At 39.2% G+C, this 19,140-nt stretch carries 16 protein-coding genes, 3 tRNA genes and 1 pseudogene; 8 read left to right on the top strand and 12 right to left on the bottom strand.

Annotated features, from left to right (window positions below; translation table 11 throughout):
• Positions 1-518: pseudogene (locus AC1VU3_RS15775) on the top strand (hypothetical protein); the annotation flags it as partial.
• Between the two features lie 140 nt (positions 519-658).
• Here AC1VU3_RS15775 and AC1VU3_RS15770 read toward each other — a convergent pair.
• The gene (locus AC1VU3_RS15770; protein ID WP_482983956.1) at positions 659-3,544 is read right to left on the bottom strand and encodes a DEAD/DEAH box helicase; all 2,886 of its coding nucleotides are present in this window, start codon (positions 3,542-3,544) and stop codon (positions 659-661) included.
• Entirely contained in the window at positions 3,519-3,941 is a 423-nt protein-coding gene (locus AC1VU3_RS15765) for a (deoxy)nucleoside triphosphate pyrophosphohydrolase (RefSeq protein ID WP_482983955.1), read from the bottom strand. Before AC1VU3_RS15765 ends, AC1VU3_RS15770 begins: the two co-directional genes overlap by 26 nt.
• 208 nt (positions 3,942-4,149) lie before the next feature.
• Here AC1VU3_RS15765 and AC1VU3_RS15760 point away from each other — a divergent pair, with 208 nt between their 5' ends.
• Positions 4,150-4,584, top strand: a complete 435-nt coding sequence (locus AC1VU3_RS15760; protein WP_480389902.1) for a MerR family transcriptional regulator — start codon at positions 4,150-4,152, stop codon at positions 4,582-4,584.
• Positions 4,571-4,921, top strand: coding sequence for a DUF4260 domain-containing protein (locus AC1VU3_RS15755; RefSeq protein ID WP_480389903.1), 351 nt, complete (start codon positions 4,571-4,573; stop codon positions 4,919-4,921). Before AC1VU3_RS15760 ends, AC1VU3_RS15755 begins: the two co-directional genes overlap by 14 nt.
• 177 nt (positions 4,922-5,098) lie before the next feature.
• Here the strand turns inward: AC1VU3_RS15755 and AC1VU3_RS15750 are convergent, their stop codons facing one another.
• From AC1VU3_RS15750 to AC1VU3_RS15710, 9 genes are all read right to left on the bottom strand, one after another.
• Positions 5,099-6,229 (bottom strand): alpha-hydroxy-acid oxidizing protein, encoded by a 1,131-nt coding sequence (locus AC1VU3_RS15750; protein ID WP_482983954.1) that lies wholly within the window; start codon positions 6,227-6,229, stop codon positions 5,099-5,101.
• 29 nt (positions 6,230-6,258) lie between these two features.
• Positions 6,259-6,969, bottom strand: a complete 711-nt coding sequence (locus AC1VU3_RS15745; protein WP_482983953.1) for an ABC transporter ATP-binding protein — start codon at positions 6,967-6,969, stop codon at positions 6,259-6,261.
• Entirely contained in the window at positions 6,962-7,735 is a 774-nt protein-coding gene (locus AC1VU3_RS15740) for an ABC transporter ATP-binding protein (protein ID WP_482983952.1), read from the bottom strand. Before AC1VU3_RS15740 ends, AC1VU3_RS15745 begins: the two co-directional genes overlap by 8 nt.
• Positions 7,716-8,687 (bottom strand): branched-chain amino acid ABC transporter permease, encoded by a 972-nt coding sequence (locus AC1VU3_RS15735; RefSeq protein ID WP_482983951.1) that lies wholly within the window; start codon positions 8,685-8,687, stop codon positions 7,716-7,718. Before AC1VU3_RS15735 ends, AC1VU3_RS15740 begins: the two co-directional genes overlap by 20 nt.
• 7 nt (positions 8,688-8,694) lie before the next feature.
• Positions 8,695-9,579, bottom strand: coding sequence for a branched-chain amino acid ABC transporter permease (locus AC1VU3_RS15730; protein ID WP_480389908.1), 885 nt, complete (start codon positions 9,577-9,579; stop codon positions 8,695-8,697).
• A gap of 60 nt (positions 9,580-9,639) precedes the next feature.
• Positions 9,640-10,794 carry an ABC transporter substrate-binding protein gene (locus tag AC1VU3_RS15725; RefSeq protein ID WP_480389909.1) on the bottom strand — a complete coding sequence of 385 codons (1,155 nt, stop codon included), beginning with the start codon at positions 10,792-10,794 and terminating at the stop codon, positions 9,640-9,642.
• 889 nt (positions 10,795-11,683) lie between these two features.
• Positions 11,684-11,757, bottom strand: a tRNA-Gly gene (locus tag AC1VU3_RS15720).
• Between the two features lie 4 nt (positions 11,758-11,761).
• A tRNA-Asp gene (locus tag AC1VU3_RS15715) sits at positions 11,762-11,837 on the bottom strand.
• 17 nt (positions 11,838-11,854) lie between these two features.
• Positions 11,855-11,947 (bottom strand) — tRNA-Ser (locus tag AC1VU3_RS15710).
• Between the two features lie 276 nt (positions 11,948-12,223).
• On the opposite strand from AC1VU3_RS15710, the gene AC1VU3_RS15705 reads away from it, so the two are divergent.
• The 5 genes from AC1VU3_RS15705 (at position 12,224) to AC1VU3_RS15685 (ending at position 17,604) form a co-directional block, all read left to right on the top strand.
• Positions 12,224-13,645 (top strand): vWA domain-containing protein, encoded by a 1,422-nt coding sequence (locus tag AC1VU3_RS15705; RefSeq protein ID WP_480389910.1) that lies wholly within the window; start codon positions 12,224-12,226, stop codon positions 13,643-13,645.
• Between the two features lie 82 nt (positions 13,646-13,727).
• Positions 13,728-15,260 (top strand): DEAD/DEAH box helicase, encoded by a 1,533-nt coding sequence (locus AC1VU3_RS15700; RefSeq protein ID WP_480389911.1) that lies wholly within the window; start codon positions 13,728-13,730, stop codon positions 15,258-15,260.
• A 15-nt stretch (positions 15,261-15,275) separates the two neighbouring features.
• The gene (locus tag AC1VU3_RS15695) at positions 15,276-16,052 is read left to right on the top strand and encodes a YqhG family protein (protein WP_480389912.1); all 777 of its coding nucleotides are present in this window, start codon (positions 15,276-15,278) and stop codon (positions 16,050-16,052) included.
• A gap of 130 nt (positions 16,053-16,182) precedes the next feature.
• Positions 16,183-16,641, top strand: coding sequence for an SAM-dependent methyltransferase (locus AC1VU3_RS15690; RefSeq protein ID WP_482983950.1), 459 nt, complete (start codon positions 16,183-16,185; stop codon positions 16,639-16,641).
• Between the two features lie 276 nt (positions 16,642-16,917).
• On the top strand, positions 16,918-17,604 hold the full coding sequence (locus tag AC1VU3_RS15685) for a cyclase family protein (protein WP_482983949.1): 687 nt from the start codon (positions 16,918-16,920) through the stop codon (positions 17,602-17,604).
• A gap of 338 nt (positions 17,605-17,942) precedes the next feature.
• Here AC1VU3_RS15685 and AC1VU3_RS15680 read toward each other — a convergent pair whose 3' ends face one another.
• Positions 17,943-19,058, bottom strand: a complete 1,116-nt coding sequence (locus AC1VU3_RS15680; RefSeq protein ID WP_482983948.1) for an NADH-dependent flavin oxidoreductase — start codon at positions 19,056-19,058, stop codon at positions 17,943-17,945.
• Positions 19,059-19,140 lie beyond the last annotated feature (82 nt).

Here is a 19,140-nt window from a genome sequence, read left to right as displayed (position 1 = left end):
GACCAGAGTCTGCATACGGTAAAATCATGGCTGCTATGTCAAGTGGAAAGAAAAAACCAATTGAAGTAATGAAGGAATTACTTGAAAAAGCAGGATTTGAAGTGGAAATTTATGAATCTGCAATTGATAAGCTTCTAAAACTTCCACCACAAGAAATGCTAGGTGCGGTAATGAACGTCTATGCACAAAAACGTCCAATCGCTGACTTAACAAATAACTACGATTTAGTTATCAATGTAGCGGATGTAGCACCAAGTACAGACCAACGCATCCAATGGAATCCTTCAAAAGGAACGCCGGATATCCCGTTCTATGTAAATGAAGTGCCAACAATCTTCATCTCGTTGCAATGTCCATTCCACTTGGCGGATGTACCACAAGTGAAAACATACATCAATGCTTATGACAGTCATGAGCACACAATATCTGCAATCATCGAGAAATTGCTGGGACGTTCAGAATTCACAGGTGTAAGCCCAGTCGATGCATTCTGCGGCTTAATTGATACACAGCTGTAATTTAGTGAAGTATTAGAATTAGGGAGAAGGTAGTTATTTTCGGATAACTGCCTTCTTTTTAATATTATAGGAGAGTTGGCCTTAGAGAAAAAAGCGGAGCTCCAAAAAATGAGGCTCCGCTTAAAATAACAAACATTCTATTATTCTTCCACTAGATAGTGATAAATATCATATTGAACAGGTTGTTCTAATACCATATTCATCGTTACAACAGGTAACTCTTTTCCTGTTTTATCGTACATTGTTTCCTCTTTTGGACTATCAGCTACTATTGAAGCGGTACCCATATAGTAAAAATCAAACCCCTCACCATCATCTTTCTTAGTAAATAGATGGATATCTGTGTTAGTTTTCTCGGAATCAAGTATTGCTTTTACTTCTTTAGATTCTAGAGTAAGTTTATTCCTTGTAAACCAACGGAATAATTCCGCTGATAAAAATTCATCCCCGTAGTTTACACTTGAATCTACCTCGTCTTTTTTATGGTATGTAACAAAGATTGGGCATGTACCATGTTTTACCCTATAGCCATAGATAGTAGAAGAATCATCTTTAGACCAGTTAAGAAGTCTACACGCATCTCTACGGGAGTATTTTTTATAAAGAGTTAGTGGTCTAGTTCGATCATAATCCAAATTCTTTATTAATGCACAAGTAACAATGTCTTCAAAAAAACTTCTATAAAAAGAGTTTTTAAGGCTAGACTGAATTAAGTCATTGAAGAGATAATTATTATCCTTCTTTTCGATGATTGGTCTGTCTCCAAACTTCTTCTTGTCCTTGGTGATGTGAAACTTTAAAGAGAAGATATTTTCAACAGACTGAATTGTAGCATCGTCATAAAAAGTACCATAACTCTGCAAAGCTTCTACAAATTTTTCTTTACTCACCGAGTCATTCTTTAATAATGCTTGTACTAACAAGACTTCGTGTATTCTTTTTCCATTCAAAATTTCTTTTGACAACATCGTTAGAATAGAAAGCTCGTAATCCGTAAGGGAAGGTATATCCTCCTTCATTTTTAAAAGAAAATTATAATAATTATCTGAGTATCCTATAATGACTTCTGGATCAAGTGAGTTTTGTTGAATAAAATCCACCATTGTTGGTATTTTTCCAAGACGATTTTTTACCTCGCTATAAGATTCCTTCAAGATTGTTAGTGTTGATAAATTAGAATTATTAATAGCAGAGAATATTCTATTCTTGGCTATTTCTTCAAAGTTAATAGTAGAGACACCTTGGAGATAAGTTGTATTAACTGTTTTGCGCCTCACGTTGTCCTTGTTCATCGACTTGTCGCCTGATAATGCAATAGGGATTAAATAGTTATTTTTATAATTTCCTATAAAGTCTATTATTGTGACATAGTCTTTAGAATTATGTTTTCTCAATCCTCTCCCAAGCTGCTGAACAAAAATAATGACAGATTGTGTTTGTCTTAGCATAACTATTTGATTAATAAAGGGAATGTCTATCCCTTCATTAAATATGTCTACCGTCAAAATATATTCAAGGTCTCCGCTCTTCAGCTTTTCAACTGCTTCCTCACGTTCCAGTTGGGTATTTTCCCCTGTAAGAGCAATTGTCTTTAAAGAACGGCTATTTAATGCTGCTGAAAGTGTGCGTGCTTCCTCCTTTGAACGACAAAACACTAGTCCTTTTACTTGATCTCCAGAATACCCGTAGTAATTTATTTTATCTAAAATATGTTGCACTCTTTCTTCCGAAACAAGGTCTTTTAAATGTGTAGTATCATCAACAGTTTTCCCATCTATCTCATAATCAGTAACACCAAAATAGTGAAAAGGACAAAGCATTTCTGCCTCTAAAGCTGCTTGGAGACGAATTTCGTAAGCTACATTATAATCAAAGAGCTCATATATATTAAAGTTATCAGTTCTTTCGGGAGTAGCGGTCATGCCAAGTAAGAATTTTGGTTCAAAGTATTGGATAATAGATCGGTAGGAAGCAGCACCAGCACGATGGACTTCATCAATAAGAATATATTCAAACTCATCTTTCGCAAATTGGTGTAAATGCTGAGAAGAAGATAAGGTTTGAATTGTGGCGAATAGATATTTTGCTTCTTTATCTTTTGAATTACCTGAGAGAATACCAAAGTCTTCTTCTCTACCGCCTAAGATTAAACGATAATCCTGGAGTGCTTTCTTTAGAATTTGTTCTCTATGCACGACGAATAACATCTTTTTTGGCGCAAAATTTCTTACGTCAAATGCAGACAAAAACGTTTTACCTGTACCGGTTGCAGATATGACAATCCCTTTTTGAGCCCCTGTTGCTCTGAGATTACTTAATTGACGTAAGGCCTCTTCTTGCATCTTGTTAGGTTGAATAGATAAGCTGTCAGCAAGTGGATTAGTTAAGTATTGTGAATTCATTTCTAGTGTGTTTAACACACCGTGCTTAATAAATGGAGGACGCTCATAGTTTTGTTTGTAATGATTAATCCATTCTTCGGTTAAGGGACTTGCTTCGTTCCAAGCATCTTCAAACTGATTTTTAAAATGATTTATCACTTCTCCGGCTTCTAAAGATGTTACAAAAATATTCCATTCATAATTTGCTTTTAGAGCGCTATCGGTTAAATTGGAGCTTCCGACAATTAATGAGTAGTAATCCTCATGTTGAAAAATATAGCCCTTGGAATGAAATCCTTTTACATTAGTCAAACGAACTTCTACATTATCAAGTTTAAGTAGCTCTTTAAACATTTTGGGTTGGTTAAAATGCAAAAAGGTGGAAGTGAGAATTCTCCCCTTAACTCCTTTTTTCTTTAGATCATGTAGCATGGTTTTTAAGGTGGCTAGACCTCCTTCAGTAATAAAAGCTACGGAAAAGATAAAGGATTCACAGGTTTTTAACTCTTGTAAAAGTGTCGACAAAACATTTTCGTTCGTATTATTAACTAAAAGCTTTGGTTTAAAAGGTGTTGACACTGGTTTGTTTTGGTCAATAAATCCTTTATATAAAGAGTTCTCAAGTTTGCGAATTAATTCTTCCATTTACACCACTCCTTATTACTTTTTCGACTGCTGGAATGTCTGCTGGTGCAAAATTTAATTCTAATAGCTTGTCTTTAGGAACCCATCTTACCTCTGCATGTTCTAACACTTCTGGTGTTCCTTCCTTAATGGATGCCATGTATGTTTCTAATCTTACAATTACATTTTCGTATTCATAAGTAGTGTCCTCTACTTTTTTTCCGACAACAATAGTACTTTTAAATTCTTCTTGAAACTCACGTTCTAAAGCGAGTTCAGGAGTTTCTCCTTTTTCAACTTTTCCGCCAGGGAATTCCCAATAGTTAGGAAGTGTCATGTTAGGACTCCTTAATGCGCAAAAGATTTCGTGCTTATCATTTTCAATTATTGCTCCGACTACATGGACTACTTTTTTCATAAAATCACCCTATTTTTTATTTATATCTATATCTTAAACATTTACCAAAAGAAAGTGTACTGCTAAATTGGAAATGTAGGTAGTGTAGAGATTTTATCCCTTGTTATATCTAAAAGGCAGTGTAAGCATCTGATTAGTTAACTATACTGTTTCTTCACTTGACATTAGAGTTAACTCCAATGTTATGGTTGAGGTGGGGGTGGTAGGGGTGAAAATAAAAGAGTTCTCTCAAAGAATGAGGATTTTTGCTGATTCGGTTAGGTACTATGAAAAGCTTGGGATGATTCGCCCGAAAAGACTCATTAATGGCTATCGTGAATACGATGGAGAGTGTGAAAAAGATATCCAACTGATTATAGTGCTAAAGCAATTGGGCTTTAGCTTAAAAGAAATAAAAGGACTTTTGAAAATAGGTGCACAGCCAATTTCTGCTGAGTGTAATGAGGAATCAGTTCAATTATTTGAACGGAAACTAGAAGGGATAAAACGGCGGATTGAATTTTGGCAGAAGGCATATGGAACATTGGAGGAAATAAAGGGATTAATGGGTGATGGCAAATATAAAGACAATGCTTCTTATATTGACCAAATGGTTCAAGATATGTATCTCCAAATAGAGGGAGGGGCAGATGTCGAATCGTAAAATTATTGGATTAGAGAATGGGCTAGCATTTTTGACATGCATATTTCTTAACATACAATTAGAGTTCTCGCTTTTATTATTTTTCCTATTGTTGTTAGTACCTGATATTACAATGGTTGGCTATATGGTAAATCCTAAAATAGGTGCGTTCATTTATAATGTGGGACATAGCTTTTTATTGCCTTTTCTCCTGGTATGTATCTACTTCTTTCTGCCGGAACCATATCTATTAATCACGGCGAATATTTGGGCTGCTCACATATGTATGGATCGATTTTTTGGCTTTGGATTAAAATACACAACTGATTTTAAGGAAACACACTTACAGCGGATATAGAAATAGAGTGCAAAGTTTATTTAGAGTAAGAAGTAGAGAAGGGCGTACTCACTATTGTAGGCTGCATACTTATATGATTGACCTCTGTTTTCTTATCTTTTTTTCTAATGAATGTTCGGTTATAAAAGTAAATAGCGCCTACCTGTTTTTGTGCAGGGGGCGCTATTTGTATGCCTATTAATATTTTTTCTTCCTTCTAATCACCGAGCCATCAATTTTCTCCATCGTTGAAAATCCAGTCAATGCAAGTGTAGTATCTATATCAGTGATGAAATTTTGAAGTACATGGCGCACACCATCTTCTCCGGCAGCTGCCAGTCCATAAATAAAGGGTCTTCCTAATAGAACTGCATCCGCTCCGAGTGCTTTTGCCTTTATAACATCAGATCCTCTTCGTATACCGCTATCCAAAAGTATAGGTATTTCTCCTTTTACTACCTCTGCAATGTCGGGTAACGCTTCTAGGGAAGAGATACAGCCATCTAGCTGACGTCCTCCGTGATTGGAAACGATTAGTCCGTCAATGCCATGAGCTAAAGCCTTTCGCGCATCCTCTTCATGAAGGACTCCCTTAAGAAGAATTGGAAGCTTCGTGTGTTTCTTAATTGTCTGGATGTCATCCCACTTCAAGGAAGGATTAAAAATAATATCAACGATTTGCTTTATAGTCTCTGGGTCACTAGCCGAAGGTGGAGAAGAGAAACGGCTCTGGAAGACAGGGTCGTGTATATAATTCGCTGCACCTTTTCCAAGCTTTAATGGGGAATACCGATTATTCAAATCTCTCTCTCGATTACCTAGTAGTGAAGTGTCAATTGTTATCACGATTGCTGAATAGCCAGCATTTTCTGCGCGCTTTACCATACTTACAGCCATTTCCTCGTCTCTTGACCAGTACAGCTGATACCAGCGAGGAGTGTTACCTAAGTTTTGGGCAATTTCCTCCAACGAATAAGAGGAAAGGGTACTAGCGATAAAAGGCACACCGCAGGAAGCGGCTGCTCTTGCTGAAGCAAGCTCCCCGTTAGGATGAAAAATACTTTGTACGCCTATTGGTGCCATGGCAAACGATGATGGAAATGTGGTCCCTAGGATGGTGGTGGCTGTGTCACGTGTACTTACATCGTTTAAGTATCGGGGTACTATATGCCAATCTTCAAAAGCTTGTGTATTTGCTCGCAAAGTACTTTCATTTCCTGAACCGCTATGTACATAAGTGAACGGTCCTATTTCTATTTTCTCCTCTGCAAGTTTCTCTAATAATGATATAGAATAGGGCAATTCTATTTTTTCAATCGTATTCGACATATGGCTCATCCTTTCAACCGCTTTTCAGTTTAGCTGGATTTCTTCCCTAAATATGCTTCTACCACTCGGGGATCCTCTAGAAGGCTGTTTGCTTCTCCGCTTATAATGATTTTTCCTGTTTCCATTACATAACCATAATCGGCTACCTTCAGGGCTTGCTTTGCATTCTGTTCTACAAGCAAAACAGTTGTACCGTTATCTTTGATTTCACGTATCATTTTAAAAATGTCTGCCACGATTAATGGAGCTAAGCCCATCGAAGGCTCATCTAGCAGCAAGAGCTTTGGCTTTGAAAGTAGGGCCCTTGCGATAGCCAGCATTTGCTGTTGACCTCCAGAGAGGGTACCGCCTAGCTGCTCTTGCCGTTCTTTCAAAATGGGGAATTGCTCCATCACCTGTTCAATGTCTTTTTTTATTTCCTTATCATTCCGATGAAAAGCGCCCATTTCAAGGTTCTCTAATACGGTCATCGTGGAAAGAATTGCTCTTCCTTCTGGAACAAGTGCGATGCCTTTACGAACAAGCTGGTCGGGTCTCATTCCAGTAATGTTTTCTCCAAGAAATTCAACTGTACCTTTCTGAGGCTTTAACAGACCGGTAATTGTTTTCATTGTAGTAGTCTTGCCAGCTCCGTTTGCACCCAGTAGGGTTACTACCTGGCCCTGTTCAACGACTAGGCTCACGCTTTTTAATGCTTGGATTTTTCCGTAGAATGTTTCAATATTTGATACCTTAAGCAATTTCGTCATCCTCCTCCGAGCCGAGATAAGCCTCGATTACCTCCTGATTGCTTTGGATCTCGTCTGGAGTTCCCTCGGCGAGCTTCTTCCCAAAGTTGAGAACTGTAATTCGATCACATAGCTTCATCACAAATGGCATATCATGCTCAATTAAAAGAATGGTGACTCCACGTTTTTGTACTTTCTTTATTAATTCAAAAAGATTCTCTGTTTCTGTTTCGTTCATTCCTGCTGCTGGCTCATCAAGAAGTAACAGCTTGGGGTCACTAGCAAGGGCTCTTGCAATTTCTAGTCTTCTTTGCTGACCATATGCTAGGTTTTCGGCAATAGTATCGGAGAAACGGGAGAGTCCCACTAACTCTATTAAGTCTAAAGCCTTCTCGTGATTCTCTTTTTCTTCCTTTTTTTGTGCCTTTGTCCGAAAAACACTTTTAAATACTCCGGATGAGCTCCTGCAATGTCCACCGACAAGCACATTATCTAAAACAGACATCTGAGAGAAAAGACGTATATTCTGAAAGGTCCTGCAGATTCCCTTCTCGGTAATTTTATAGGGCTTTTCCCCAGAAATTTTCTCTCCAAGAAATACTACTTCTCCAGAGGTAGGGGGGAACATATTGGTTATGATATTAAACATGGTCGTTTTTCCAGCACCGTTAGGCCCGATGAGTCCAAATATTTCGCCCTCATTAACATGGAAGGTGACGTCTGTTAATGCAGAAATCCCACCGAAGTTTTTCGTTATATTATTTATCTGCAATATCATCATTCGTCCTCCTTTTCCTTCTAAATGTTCGTTTTAGCCAATTTAGAACGGTGATATCAATAATCCCCTGTGGTCGGAATGCCATAAGGAGGATTAAGATTATACCGTAAATCATATATCGATATTCACTTATAAAACGAAGAGCTTCCGGCAGCATTGTCATAAAAGTGGCTCCAAAAATAGCGCCCCATATTACTTCGCTTCCGCCAAATATAGCAAAGATTAAGATATCAATAGCCCTATGATAAGAAAAGTCTGCAGGACTTATATAGCCCATTACATGAGCAAAGAGAGCTCCTGCAAAACCGGCTAACATAGCACCTTGTGCAAAGGATAGCACCTTATAGTAAGTAATATTAATCCCCATCGCTTCGGCGGCTTTTTCATCCATTTTAATAGCGGCAAATGCTCGGCCGACGCGTGATTTTGATTGTCGAATAAAGAACCAAACAATAAGAATGGTAATAATTAATAGTAAAAAAACTACTAATAAATATACTGCCTGATTGTTTCGTAAGCCTAGCATAGCTGGATCAAAACCAAGATTAGTAGTGAAGCTTAATAGCTCTCTTCCTAAATGAGGTATACCAGATAAACCAATCGATCCTTTCGTCAATGATTCGGAATTAACAAAAATAACACGAATAACCTCTCCAAAGCCTAATGTGGCAATGGCAAGGTATACCCCGCTTAATCTGAGGGCAGGAATTCCAATAATGATTCCTATCACTCCTGCCGCTAGTGCACCTATAATCACCGTAAGATAAAGAGGTAGTTCAAAATGTAAGGTTAGTAATGCGGATGTATAGGCGCCAATTCCCATAAAGCCTGCACTTCCCAAGGACAATTGTCCAGAGGATAAGGTTATGTAAATGCTTAAACCAAGCAAAATGTTAATGAGTATGAACCCTATAATCTGGAGATAGTAGGGATTTAAAATTTCTCCTAGCATGAATTGATCACCTTCCTACCTCTGCAGTTTTCTTACCAAAAATTCCTTGTGGTCTTACTAAAAGAATGACAATGATAATCAAAAAGGCTACTGCATCTCGGTAACCGGAATCACCATAGGCAACAATCATTGTTTCAGATAGACCTAAAAGCAGACCTCCAACCAGAGCGCCTTTTACGTTGCCCATTCCACCAAGGATGATAATGGCTAGACCTTTAAGTCCCATGGACAGCCCCATTTGTGGGTTAACAGAGTTAAATGCCATTCCAACTAAGATTCCTGCGATTCCTCCAAGGGCTGAAGCGAGAATAACGGTAGTGGTAATCGTTCTCTTAGTATTAACACCTAGTAAGCTAGCAGTCTCTAAGTTTTCAGCTGTTGCACGTAAAGCTTTACCAGCCTTTGTTTTTGCAAGCCAATAGGTGAATAAAATCATTAATGTAATAGAAATAACAAAGATTAAAATTTGTACCAAATAGATAGTAATATCACCAATCTGGTATTGGATTTGCGCAAAGGGATGACGAAAAGGATGGTTTCCTGCACCAAAAAGATGGTGGGTAAGGTTCTCTAGAAGAATAGAAACCCCGATCGTGCTTATTAAAGGAGCAAGATGAGAGACTCCTTGCTTACCACGAAGAGGTCTTAGTGCAATTCGTTCTAACAAGTACCCTAAAATCACTGTGACAATGATGGCAGAAAGAAATGCTATCCATAGTGGAAGTCCTAATACGCTTGTAACCAATACTCCTATGAAAGCACCAACCATGAATATTTCTCCGTGTGCCATATTAATAATACCTAGCACCCCGAAGACAAGTGTGAATCCAAGGGCAACAATTGCATAGATGCTTCCCAGTGTGATTCCATTAATTATTTGTTCTAATAGCAAACATCTCACCCTTTCAAAATAAGGTAAGGGTGCAACACCCTTACCTGCTGAATTCTATTATTACTCCTCGAATAGCTGGAACTTCCCGTCTTTAATAACTAATACAGTAGGATCCATTACGACGTCTCCAACCTCATCAAAGGAAATTTTCCCCAAAATACCTTCCAAGTCTTTGGTTTCCGCAAGCGCATCACGTAATGCATCGCGATCAGCTTTTCCTGCATTTTTTAAGGCATTTGCATAGATATACAGCGCGTCATACGCTTGAGCTGCGAATTGGTCTGGCTTGTGCCCGTAAGCTTCCTCGTATTTCTTTACAAAGTCTTGCACTCTATCATCTGGTTTCTCGGCAAACCATGGTGTAGCTACGATTAAACCATCTGCAGCTTCTCCTGCAATTTCAATTACTTGAGGAGAGTTGAATCCATTTCCTCCTACAAAAGGTACGTCAATGCCCATTTTTCTCGCTTGATCCATAATAACTGCACCTTCGTTATAAAGAGCAGACGCTAGAATTAAATCTGGATTTAAATCCTTAATTTTTGTAAGTTGTGCATTATAATCAGATTGTCCTTTTTGGAACGTTTCAATAGTTAAGATATCAAGACCCATATTTTCAGCTTCAGCCTTCATGGTGTCGAATCCGGACTGTGTAAATAAGTCGTCGTTTCCATAAAGGATTGCTACCTTTTTCGCTCCATACTTGTTTACTGCTTTTTCTAGAGCAGCTGGTATAGCAAGAGATTCGGGAATGGAGTTACGGAAAACGTAATCTCCTATTTGCGGAATACCTGCAGCTGTTGTAGAAGTTCCCATAATAGGAATTCCGTTTAAGTCTGCTTCAGGACCTACTACATTCATCTCCGTACTAAGAGTTGGTCCGATAATTCCCACAATATCATTATCGCTCATTAATTTTTGCCCAACTGATAATGCTTGCTCCTGCTTACCGGCAGAATCTTCAATGACAAGCTCAATCTTCACTTCGCCTTTCTCGTTAATTTCTTCCAAGGCTAGTTCTAATCCGTTTGTAATAGCTTCTCCATAGGCAGCACCAGATCCAGTCATGAAAGAGATAACGCCTAACTTAGCTGACACAATTCCATCGGAGCTCCCGTTCTCTTCATTTGCCGAATCTCCAGCACCACAAGCCGCTAGTAAAAGTAACATCATGATGGAACCCAACAAATATATCCATTTAACCCCTGTTCTCATTGAACATCCCCCCTAAATTTTGAAATATTGTAACCTATCACTATATTAAATCTATTGTTTCGATACGTAAAGATATTATTTAGAATAATTAAAATAATTAGACTAATATAGTATATCGCAGTTTAAAGATCCTTTGAATCTTGTATATAGGTTTAGTTTCTAGAAAGGTTGTTATAGAGAAGGATTTCTGTTTTTGGATACATGAAGGTTCTATTAGAAGGTAATGATTTTTAGTAAATGGACTTACTTTTGTTCGAGAGAATTTACTCTCGTTCAAGAGAGGAATATTCTCGGATAGCTGTTGGTTACTATCGGATAAGGACGATTTATTCTCATTCAGCTAGAATACTCTCGTTCAGTGGGCAATTACTCTCGAAAAAGGTGATTTTATTCTCGGGTGTTCTAGGCTAGATATATCCCGGTAATCTCCTATCCGGAAACTGTTTTAGGTGAAACTGTTATGTTGAAGGGCATGGTCAATGTATGCAGGTCATATGGAAAAGGGCGAGATCCAGAAGCTTTCCTCTGTCATAGGCATTATAAAATTTACTCTCGTTCAAGAGAAGAATACTCTCGGATAGGGGATGGTTACTCTCGTATGGGCGTGGCTTACTCTCAGATAGGGACGATTTATTCTCATTCAGCAGGAATACTCTCGTTCGGTGAACAATTACTCTCGGATGGCCCCCATTTACTCTCGTTCAGCCACCCCTTACTAGTTTGATTTATGCTAATATGTTTAACGGCAGATGGAGTATATCCACAGAGTACATGGTGGAGTAATAAGTAAAGCAAGTTATCCAGATGTGGATAACTTGCTTTTTTATAGAGGATTGAATAAAAAATAAAACCGACTGATTTGCATCAGTCGGCTGGATTATTATTTGTTTGGAGCGGGTGAAGGGAATCGAACCCTCATCATCAGCTTGGAAGGCTGAGGTTTTACCACTAAACTACACCCGCAAAATGGCGGTCCCGACCGGGATCGAACCGGCGATCTCCTGCGTGACAGGCAGGCATGTTAACCGCTACACCACGGGACCTATTTTATGAAAATAAATGGAGGAGGAAGAGGGATTCGAACCCCCGCGCGGTTTGACCCGCCTGTCGGTTTTCAAGACCGATCCCTTCAGCCAGACTTGGGTATTCCTCCAAATGTATAAGTTGTTTACGTGACAACATAAAATAGTATATTGCTTTTTTAAGAGAAATGCAATGTTTTTTTTAAAAAATATTTTGGTATTTTTTTCATGATTTTCTCATCGATATATAGAAACGCACAAATGGTTATGCATAGTAATCATGCGTTTTTTGTGACTTTTATCTTACACTGTGATAGTTCCTTGCGCTTATTTTAAAAAGGTGATGAAACATATACTTTTATTACCTCGTATGGAAATAAACACAATCTAAAGAGGTGGCCATAAGTATGAAGCACTTTATTTTATTATTAGCAATTCCATTATTCTTAGCTGGCTGTGTACAGAAAGAGTCGGAAGCAGAAACTAAGAAAGAGATTGAGCCGGAAAATGCTTCGGTGGAATCCTCTACAAAAGATTCTAATGAACATATAAATCCTGCCATCTTAGAGAAGATTCAAGAAGTGGTTATACCCACGACTATTGAAGAATGGCATGCCTCTAAGGCAGGCGTTTTTGCTTTAGATTACCCTTTTGAGCATGAGACCTCTAAATTCCCAAAGGACTCAAGGGAATTAAAGCAGGAGGAGCTTGAAGAGCTGAGGGCAGTGACAAAAGAAATGAATGATACACAAACTCTCTATAAGATGCTTCGTTATTACTTTGCCAGCAATGCATCAGAGGGGCTGCTGGAGGAACAAATTAATTATGCAGCGGAATTGACAGAGCCGTATCTTCCTGACCCATACAAAGAGCATTCTGTTACGGCAGAAGGAAATGCTGTGCCGTCTCGGGGAATATTACTTTTAGATGCGAGCTCTAGCATGCTTCTATCTGTAGAAGGTAAGCAAAAAATGAGTATTGCGAAGACTGCCGTTAAGCGTTTTGCGAGTACCATTGGAGAGGAAAGTGAGCTTTCTTTATATGTCTATGGGCACGCGGGAACACAGGCAGACAAAGATAAACAGTTATCCTGCTCGCAAATAGATGAAGTATATCCTCTTCAAAAATATGATCAGCAGAAGTTTGATTCAACGGTTGATGAAGTGAAGGCAAAGGGCTGGACGCCACTTGCAGAGGCAATTCGAACAGTCTATGAGGCGAATAAAAACTATGAAGGCTCTATTACTGTGTATATTGTAAGTGATGGAGCGGAAACTTGTGATGGAGATCCTGTAAAAGAGGCGGAAAGCTTTACGATGGATGGAGAAAATCGCAGGGTAAACATCATTGGATTTAATGTAGATCAAAAGGGTGAAGACCAGTTAAAAGCGGTAGCAGCTGCTGGGAATGGAGAATACCTATCTGCTGAAACGCAAGAAGACTTGAAGATTACCATTGAAGAGAAATGGATTATTCCAAGCAGCACAGATGTGATTTATAAAAAAATCAATGGAAACGATATTTGGGCAGCTTCCAATGCCAAATATAATGTAGGACAAAACTTTATTAAGCTTCAATCAATCATAGCAATTGAAAGTGCACGTATTAGAGATATGATAATTCTGTTAGAAGAGGAAGCAATCTTTACAAAGGAGCAAAGGGGTGAGCTCTTAAAGATGGCGGGGGAACAACAACAGCAGCTTTATAAGCTAAATGATGAGCTCAAGCAATTAAAAGATGATGAGGTTGAGAACCAGTATAACAGCATAAAAGAGAAGATTGAGGCTTGGGCAACAGAGGTAGAAAAAATTAGAGAGCAACAAAAATAATATTACCAGCCGTTTAATAATCATACACATCTCGATTTAGGGCAATCTACCACTAAAATAGTTGCCGCGAGGTGTGTTTTTTATGTTGATAGAACGACCGTCTGATTGGAAAGAAGGATTTTTAAAACGAATAGATCAAGTAGAGCCGTGGGACAGCTGGTCTCTCTATAATATGAGCTATGATATTGCAAAAAATAATCTGATTACAGAATTTACTGGTCTACAGTCTCCAAAGTATTTGCCAAATCTCACCCCGTTAAAGCACCAGTTAGAGGTAGCGGAAATGGTCATAGAGAGAATGAACGGAAAGGCAATTCTCGCTGATGAGGTGGGTCTAGGAAAGACAATTGAAGCAGGTCTTGTGCTAAAGGAATATCTTATCCGTGGCTTAGTGAAGAAAGCATTGATTTTAGCACCAGCCTCTCTTATTAATCAATGGGTTCAAGAGCTGAATGAGAAGTTCTTTATTCCAGCAATTGCTTACAAAAAGAGCTATTCGCTTGACTGGTCGGATATTGTAATCATGAGTATGGATACGGCGAAGAAAAGTCCTCACAAGGAACTGATTTATGAGCAGGACTATGACATGATTATTATTGATGAGGCGCATAAGCTGAAAAATCATAAAACAAAGGTATATGAATTTGTTCAAGGCCTAAAGAAGAAGTTTTGTCTGCTATTAACTGCTACCCCTGTTCAAAATGATGTGTTTGAGCTCTTCTATTTAATTTCGCTGTTAAAGCCGGGACACTTAGGTAATTTCGAGGCATTTCAAGAGTCCTTCTCTGTGCGCAAGCGTACGGTGGAGCATGAGGAATATCTCAAGGAGCTAGTGAATCAGGTGATGGTGCGAAATCGAAGACAGGATACTGGGGTGGAGTGGACAAATAGAAAGGTAGAAATTATACCGATTCGTTTTTCGGAAGAGGAGCGGGCGGTCTACGATATGCTGTTGGAATTGAAGGAGGTCTCCCCTGTCTTCTCAGGTGCCTTTTCAATGATTACGCTCCAAAAGGAGATGTGTAGTAGTAAAGAAGCAACCTGTCTGACGTTAAACAACATGCTTCCAAAGTGTACAGGTAAGGAAGAGATAGCATTTGTTCAGAGTTTAATGCAGAAAATGATGGGTCTACAGGTGAATTCAAAAGCAGAGAAGGCATTGGAAATTATCCAGAACGCGAATGATAAGGTCATTATTTTCACCGAATATCGAGCAAGTCAAATCTACTTACAATGGTATTTGAGTACAAAAGGAATCTCCAGTGTTTTATTTAACGGGAAGTTTAATAAAAGCAAGCGAGACTGGATGAAGCAGCTATTCCAGAATAAGGTCCAGGTATTAATAGCTACGGAATCAGGTGGAGAGGGTATTAACCTTCAATTTTGCCACCATGTGATCAACTATGACCTTCCTTGGAATCCGATGAAGCTCGAGCAACGGATTGGACGTGTGCATCGGTTAGGACAAGAGCATGATGTGCATATCTACAATCTTGCCATCCAAGATACGATAGAGCAGCATATTTTAGATTTACTTTACGAAAAGATTGGTGTGTTTGAAAAGGTAGTGGGAGAGCTAGACGATATCCTTTCTACGTATAAGAAATCTATATAGAAAAGGAGGGAGAGTATGTATCCACAACAAGTGCACAATTATCTTCAAACTCTCTTTCAAGAAACAGGATGTCTCATTTTGACAGAGCATCCGCATTACCTAACTGTTCAGTTGACCGTCGATATGGACAAGAAGGTAATGAATCGTCCTTATTATTGGCAATATATAGAGAGCTCGGGAGGCGAACCAAACCCTGCTCAGCTCACCCTCATTACAGACAGATTGAGTCTTCAAGGGGACATTAGGGGAGAAACTATTCACTTTGGGTCTCCTAGGTTAAATTTACTCTTTAAAGCAACCCGAGAGCTAGGCTCCTTTGTACAAATGTATGAGGTCGCTAGCGATAAAATGGAGACAATCCGTACCCCTTGGCTCGCTGTAAACTATAAGGTTTCTTATTACTGTGACCAGACGAAGGAAATGCTTCATTCGTTAGGAGTGAACCTTATGACAGGGATGGTTGAAGAAAATTTTCAAGATAGGCTGAGAGAGCTTCGGCTCGATAGTAAGCCTGCCGGTAATATATTCAACCTCCCTTACGTGATTAAACCTAGCAGGGCGTTGGAAAGATTAGAGGAATTTGTCGAGCAAATGATTTTACGCGATGATCATGCATGGGCCGAGGAAGCAAAGGAAAGATGGCGAAGGGATTTAGAGGTACTGGAGTACTTTTATGTAGATGTAGAAGAAAAACCAGAAATCTATGAGCTGGAGAAGAAGGCAATGGAGGAGCAGTATAGTCCCCGTATAAAAATGGAGATCATCAATGGTGGTTTATTTTATTTAATTTAACATATGGGAGCCCGAGTTATTGGGCTTCCTATTTGTTATATTAGAGAAACTTATGGATTTGTATAAGGAATCGGTATTTTCTATCTTGCTTAAGCCTTTGTTATGATAGCGATAGATAGGGGGATGAAATATGGAATTTTCTATTCAACCGATAGCATTTGTAAAGAACGATAGAGCGGACATTGTCGACGATAACTGGGGTTCAGTCTTGTCAAAAATTGAGCTAGCAGAAAGTATTCTAGAATCTTCATTAAAGGGCATACAGGAATTTTCCCATTTAGAGATCATTTTTTATTTCAATCAGGTAAGCGATGGCGACATCCAGTATGAAGCGAGACATCCAAGAAATAACAATGAGTTTCCGGAAGTTGGGATATTTGCGCAGAGGGGAAAAAATAGACCGAATAAATTGGGGGTTACTATCGTGGAGCTTCAGGAGGTAAAAAATCGATCCTTACTAGTAAAAGGATTAGATGCTATCGACGGAACACCAATCATAGATATTAAACCTCTAATGAAAGAGTTTCTCCCTAGAGCAGAAGTTAAACAGCCTACTTGGTCGAGCTCTTTAATGAAAAACTATTGGTAAATGCAAGAGGACATGATATTTTGTTATCAATTTGTGATGTCCTCTTAATCTGATTTACTTGTTTTGAAGAGCCTGTACATTTTCTGTGTGAAACGGAGAGCTTCCTATCTAGTTGATCCTGATGGAAACCTTTTGGAAATCCAACTGAGCTAGTGATTCACATAGAAGGTAACATGAAAGCTGTAATTATTTGAATATATAGTCAATTTAACATCGCTACGATAGAAGAATATGGTAAAATTAAGTTTGCAGAAACTTGAAGGGGGAGTGAAGGGAATGGCGAAGTATGTGGAAATTGGTTATCCGATTTACGAGGGGATGCCAGTCTACCCGGGTTTACCGGAGGTGCGCTTAGAGCCAAGAGAGCGAAAAGAAAAAGGGGATGACTGGAACGGAAGTGTCTTGAGTATGTATTTACATGCTGGTACGCATGTAGATGCTCCTTGGCATCATATGACCAATGGGAAAGGGATTGATGCCATTCCTATTGAAGATTTTATTTACAAAAAGCCTTTATTAATAGATTGTCCGGTCGGGGCAAATGGGTTTGTAACGATAGAGACTCTACAAAGTTACGGAGAAGAGCTTCAGGAGGCAGACATTCTTATTTTTAATACAGGCCACTGGAAGTTTAGAGAGAGTGATTTCCAAAGATACTCCAATAATTTTCCTGCAGTTTCGCCGGATGCAGCAGTGTACATAAGAACGCAGCTGCCGAACTGTAAGGCTGTTGCGATTGATACCCTCAGTATAGAAAATTTGACGGAAGCAAGAGACAATGGATATGCAGTTCATCATGCTTTTTTGAATCACGAAAAGTATAGCGAGCCGACAATGCTCATCTATGAGGATATAAATCCCGAACCGTTAATAGGAAAAAAGCTACTATCAGCATTCACAGCACCTTTACGAATTAAAGGGCATGATGCTTCCATTGTAAATGTTATTGTGGAAGTAGAATAAGGTGGCTGGTAAGGCACTTTGAAATAACCTGTCAAATAAAAACGGAGCCAGATACAAAGCCATTCCATTGTTGATGGGAAATATACTATTTTTGGTTTATTAATCAATACTTCATGTTAGTAAGAGACACTGTTGGTTCGTAGCAGCGTCGGCGACTCCAACGGGAGAAGGGAGATAGGTGAGACATAGCAACGGCACGCGTAAGCGTTCGGCTGTGGCTCACTTTATGGAAGGAAAACTAAAAGCGTCACATCCTGTGACAACGTTTTCCTGACCAACATCCTGTTGGCCTTCGCTCCAAGCGTCCGACGATACGGAGAACCGTCGCCCTTTGTTTTTTATTCTTCTACTCGAAACCATCCGGGATTCTGCGTAATTGCATCCCATAGACGATCCGGGATATCGAGCTCTTCTCGTTTACTTTTGAATACTGCTTGGTAAATTGTATCCTCTTTTCCTTGTTCAATCTTTTGCATCCACTCAGGATCTTGAACAAGGGCATGGCCGAGACTTACAAGTGGAGTAATGTTTAGAGCTTTTTCTACTTGTTCCTTGGTTTGTAATGCTCCAACACCAATAATCGGCACCTTGTCTCCTACCTCTTCTTGAATTAAAGCAATACGGGAGCTTGTATCTTCTTTATCTCGAATAGAACCACCCATAAACTCGGAAGCAGAAATATGGATATAGTCTAAGCCTTTATCGGCAAGTGTACGGACAAGTGCTAATGTGTCTTGCATAGTAATACCGGGCTCGAAAGGCTCCTCTGGAGAGAGACGGTAACCGACGATAAATGGATTAGAAGTATGTTGCTTTACAGCAGTTTTTACCGCATCAACAAGCGCTAAAGGAAAAGCCATTCTTTTTTCGAGTGTTCCACCCCATTGATCTGTTCGGCGATTTGAATGAGGGGAAAAGAATTGCTGTATGAGATATGTGTTGGCACCATGAATCTCTACTCCATCGAAACCGGCCTCTATCGCACGACGTGTTGCTTCTTTAAAGGATGCGATTGTTTTTTCTATTTCCTCCAGAGTCATTTCACGCGGAGTTTCTGCATTTTCTCTAGGAACAGGAATATTGCTCGCAGAAACAGGCTGCTCACCTTGTAATATTGAAGAGCTAGACATTCTGCCAGCGTGGAAAATCTGTAAGATCGCTTTAGCTCCGTTATCCTTTATAGCACTGGCTAGCTTGCGTAAGCTTGGGATTCGAGCATCGTCTTCAGCACCTATAGAATATTGGAAGCCCACACCAAGTGGCTCTGCATAGACACATGCTGTAATAACTGCACCGATACCACTTCTTGCTCGGCGCGCATAATAGATAAGCTCTTGTTCAGAGACATCTCCATTCTTCTCGGAAGAATAGGTTGTCATAGGAGCCATCATCACTCGATTTTTTAATGTGACCCCAGAAGGGAATGTAAATGGTTGGAAAATGTTACTTGTCATAAATACCACTCCTTTATCTCTAAAAATCCTACCCCCTTACACCCTAACGGAAACTTGAAAAAAATGAAAAGAATAGGACTTG

The sequence above is a fragment of the Psychrobacillus sp. Z16_25 genome, assembly GCF_056856695.1.
Note: the sequence above shows the minus strand (reverse complement) of the source record. Positions and strands in the feature narration are given on the sequence as shown.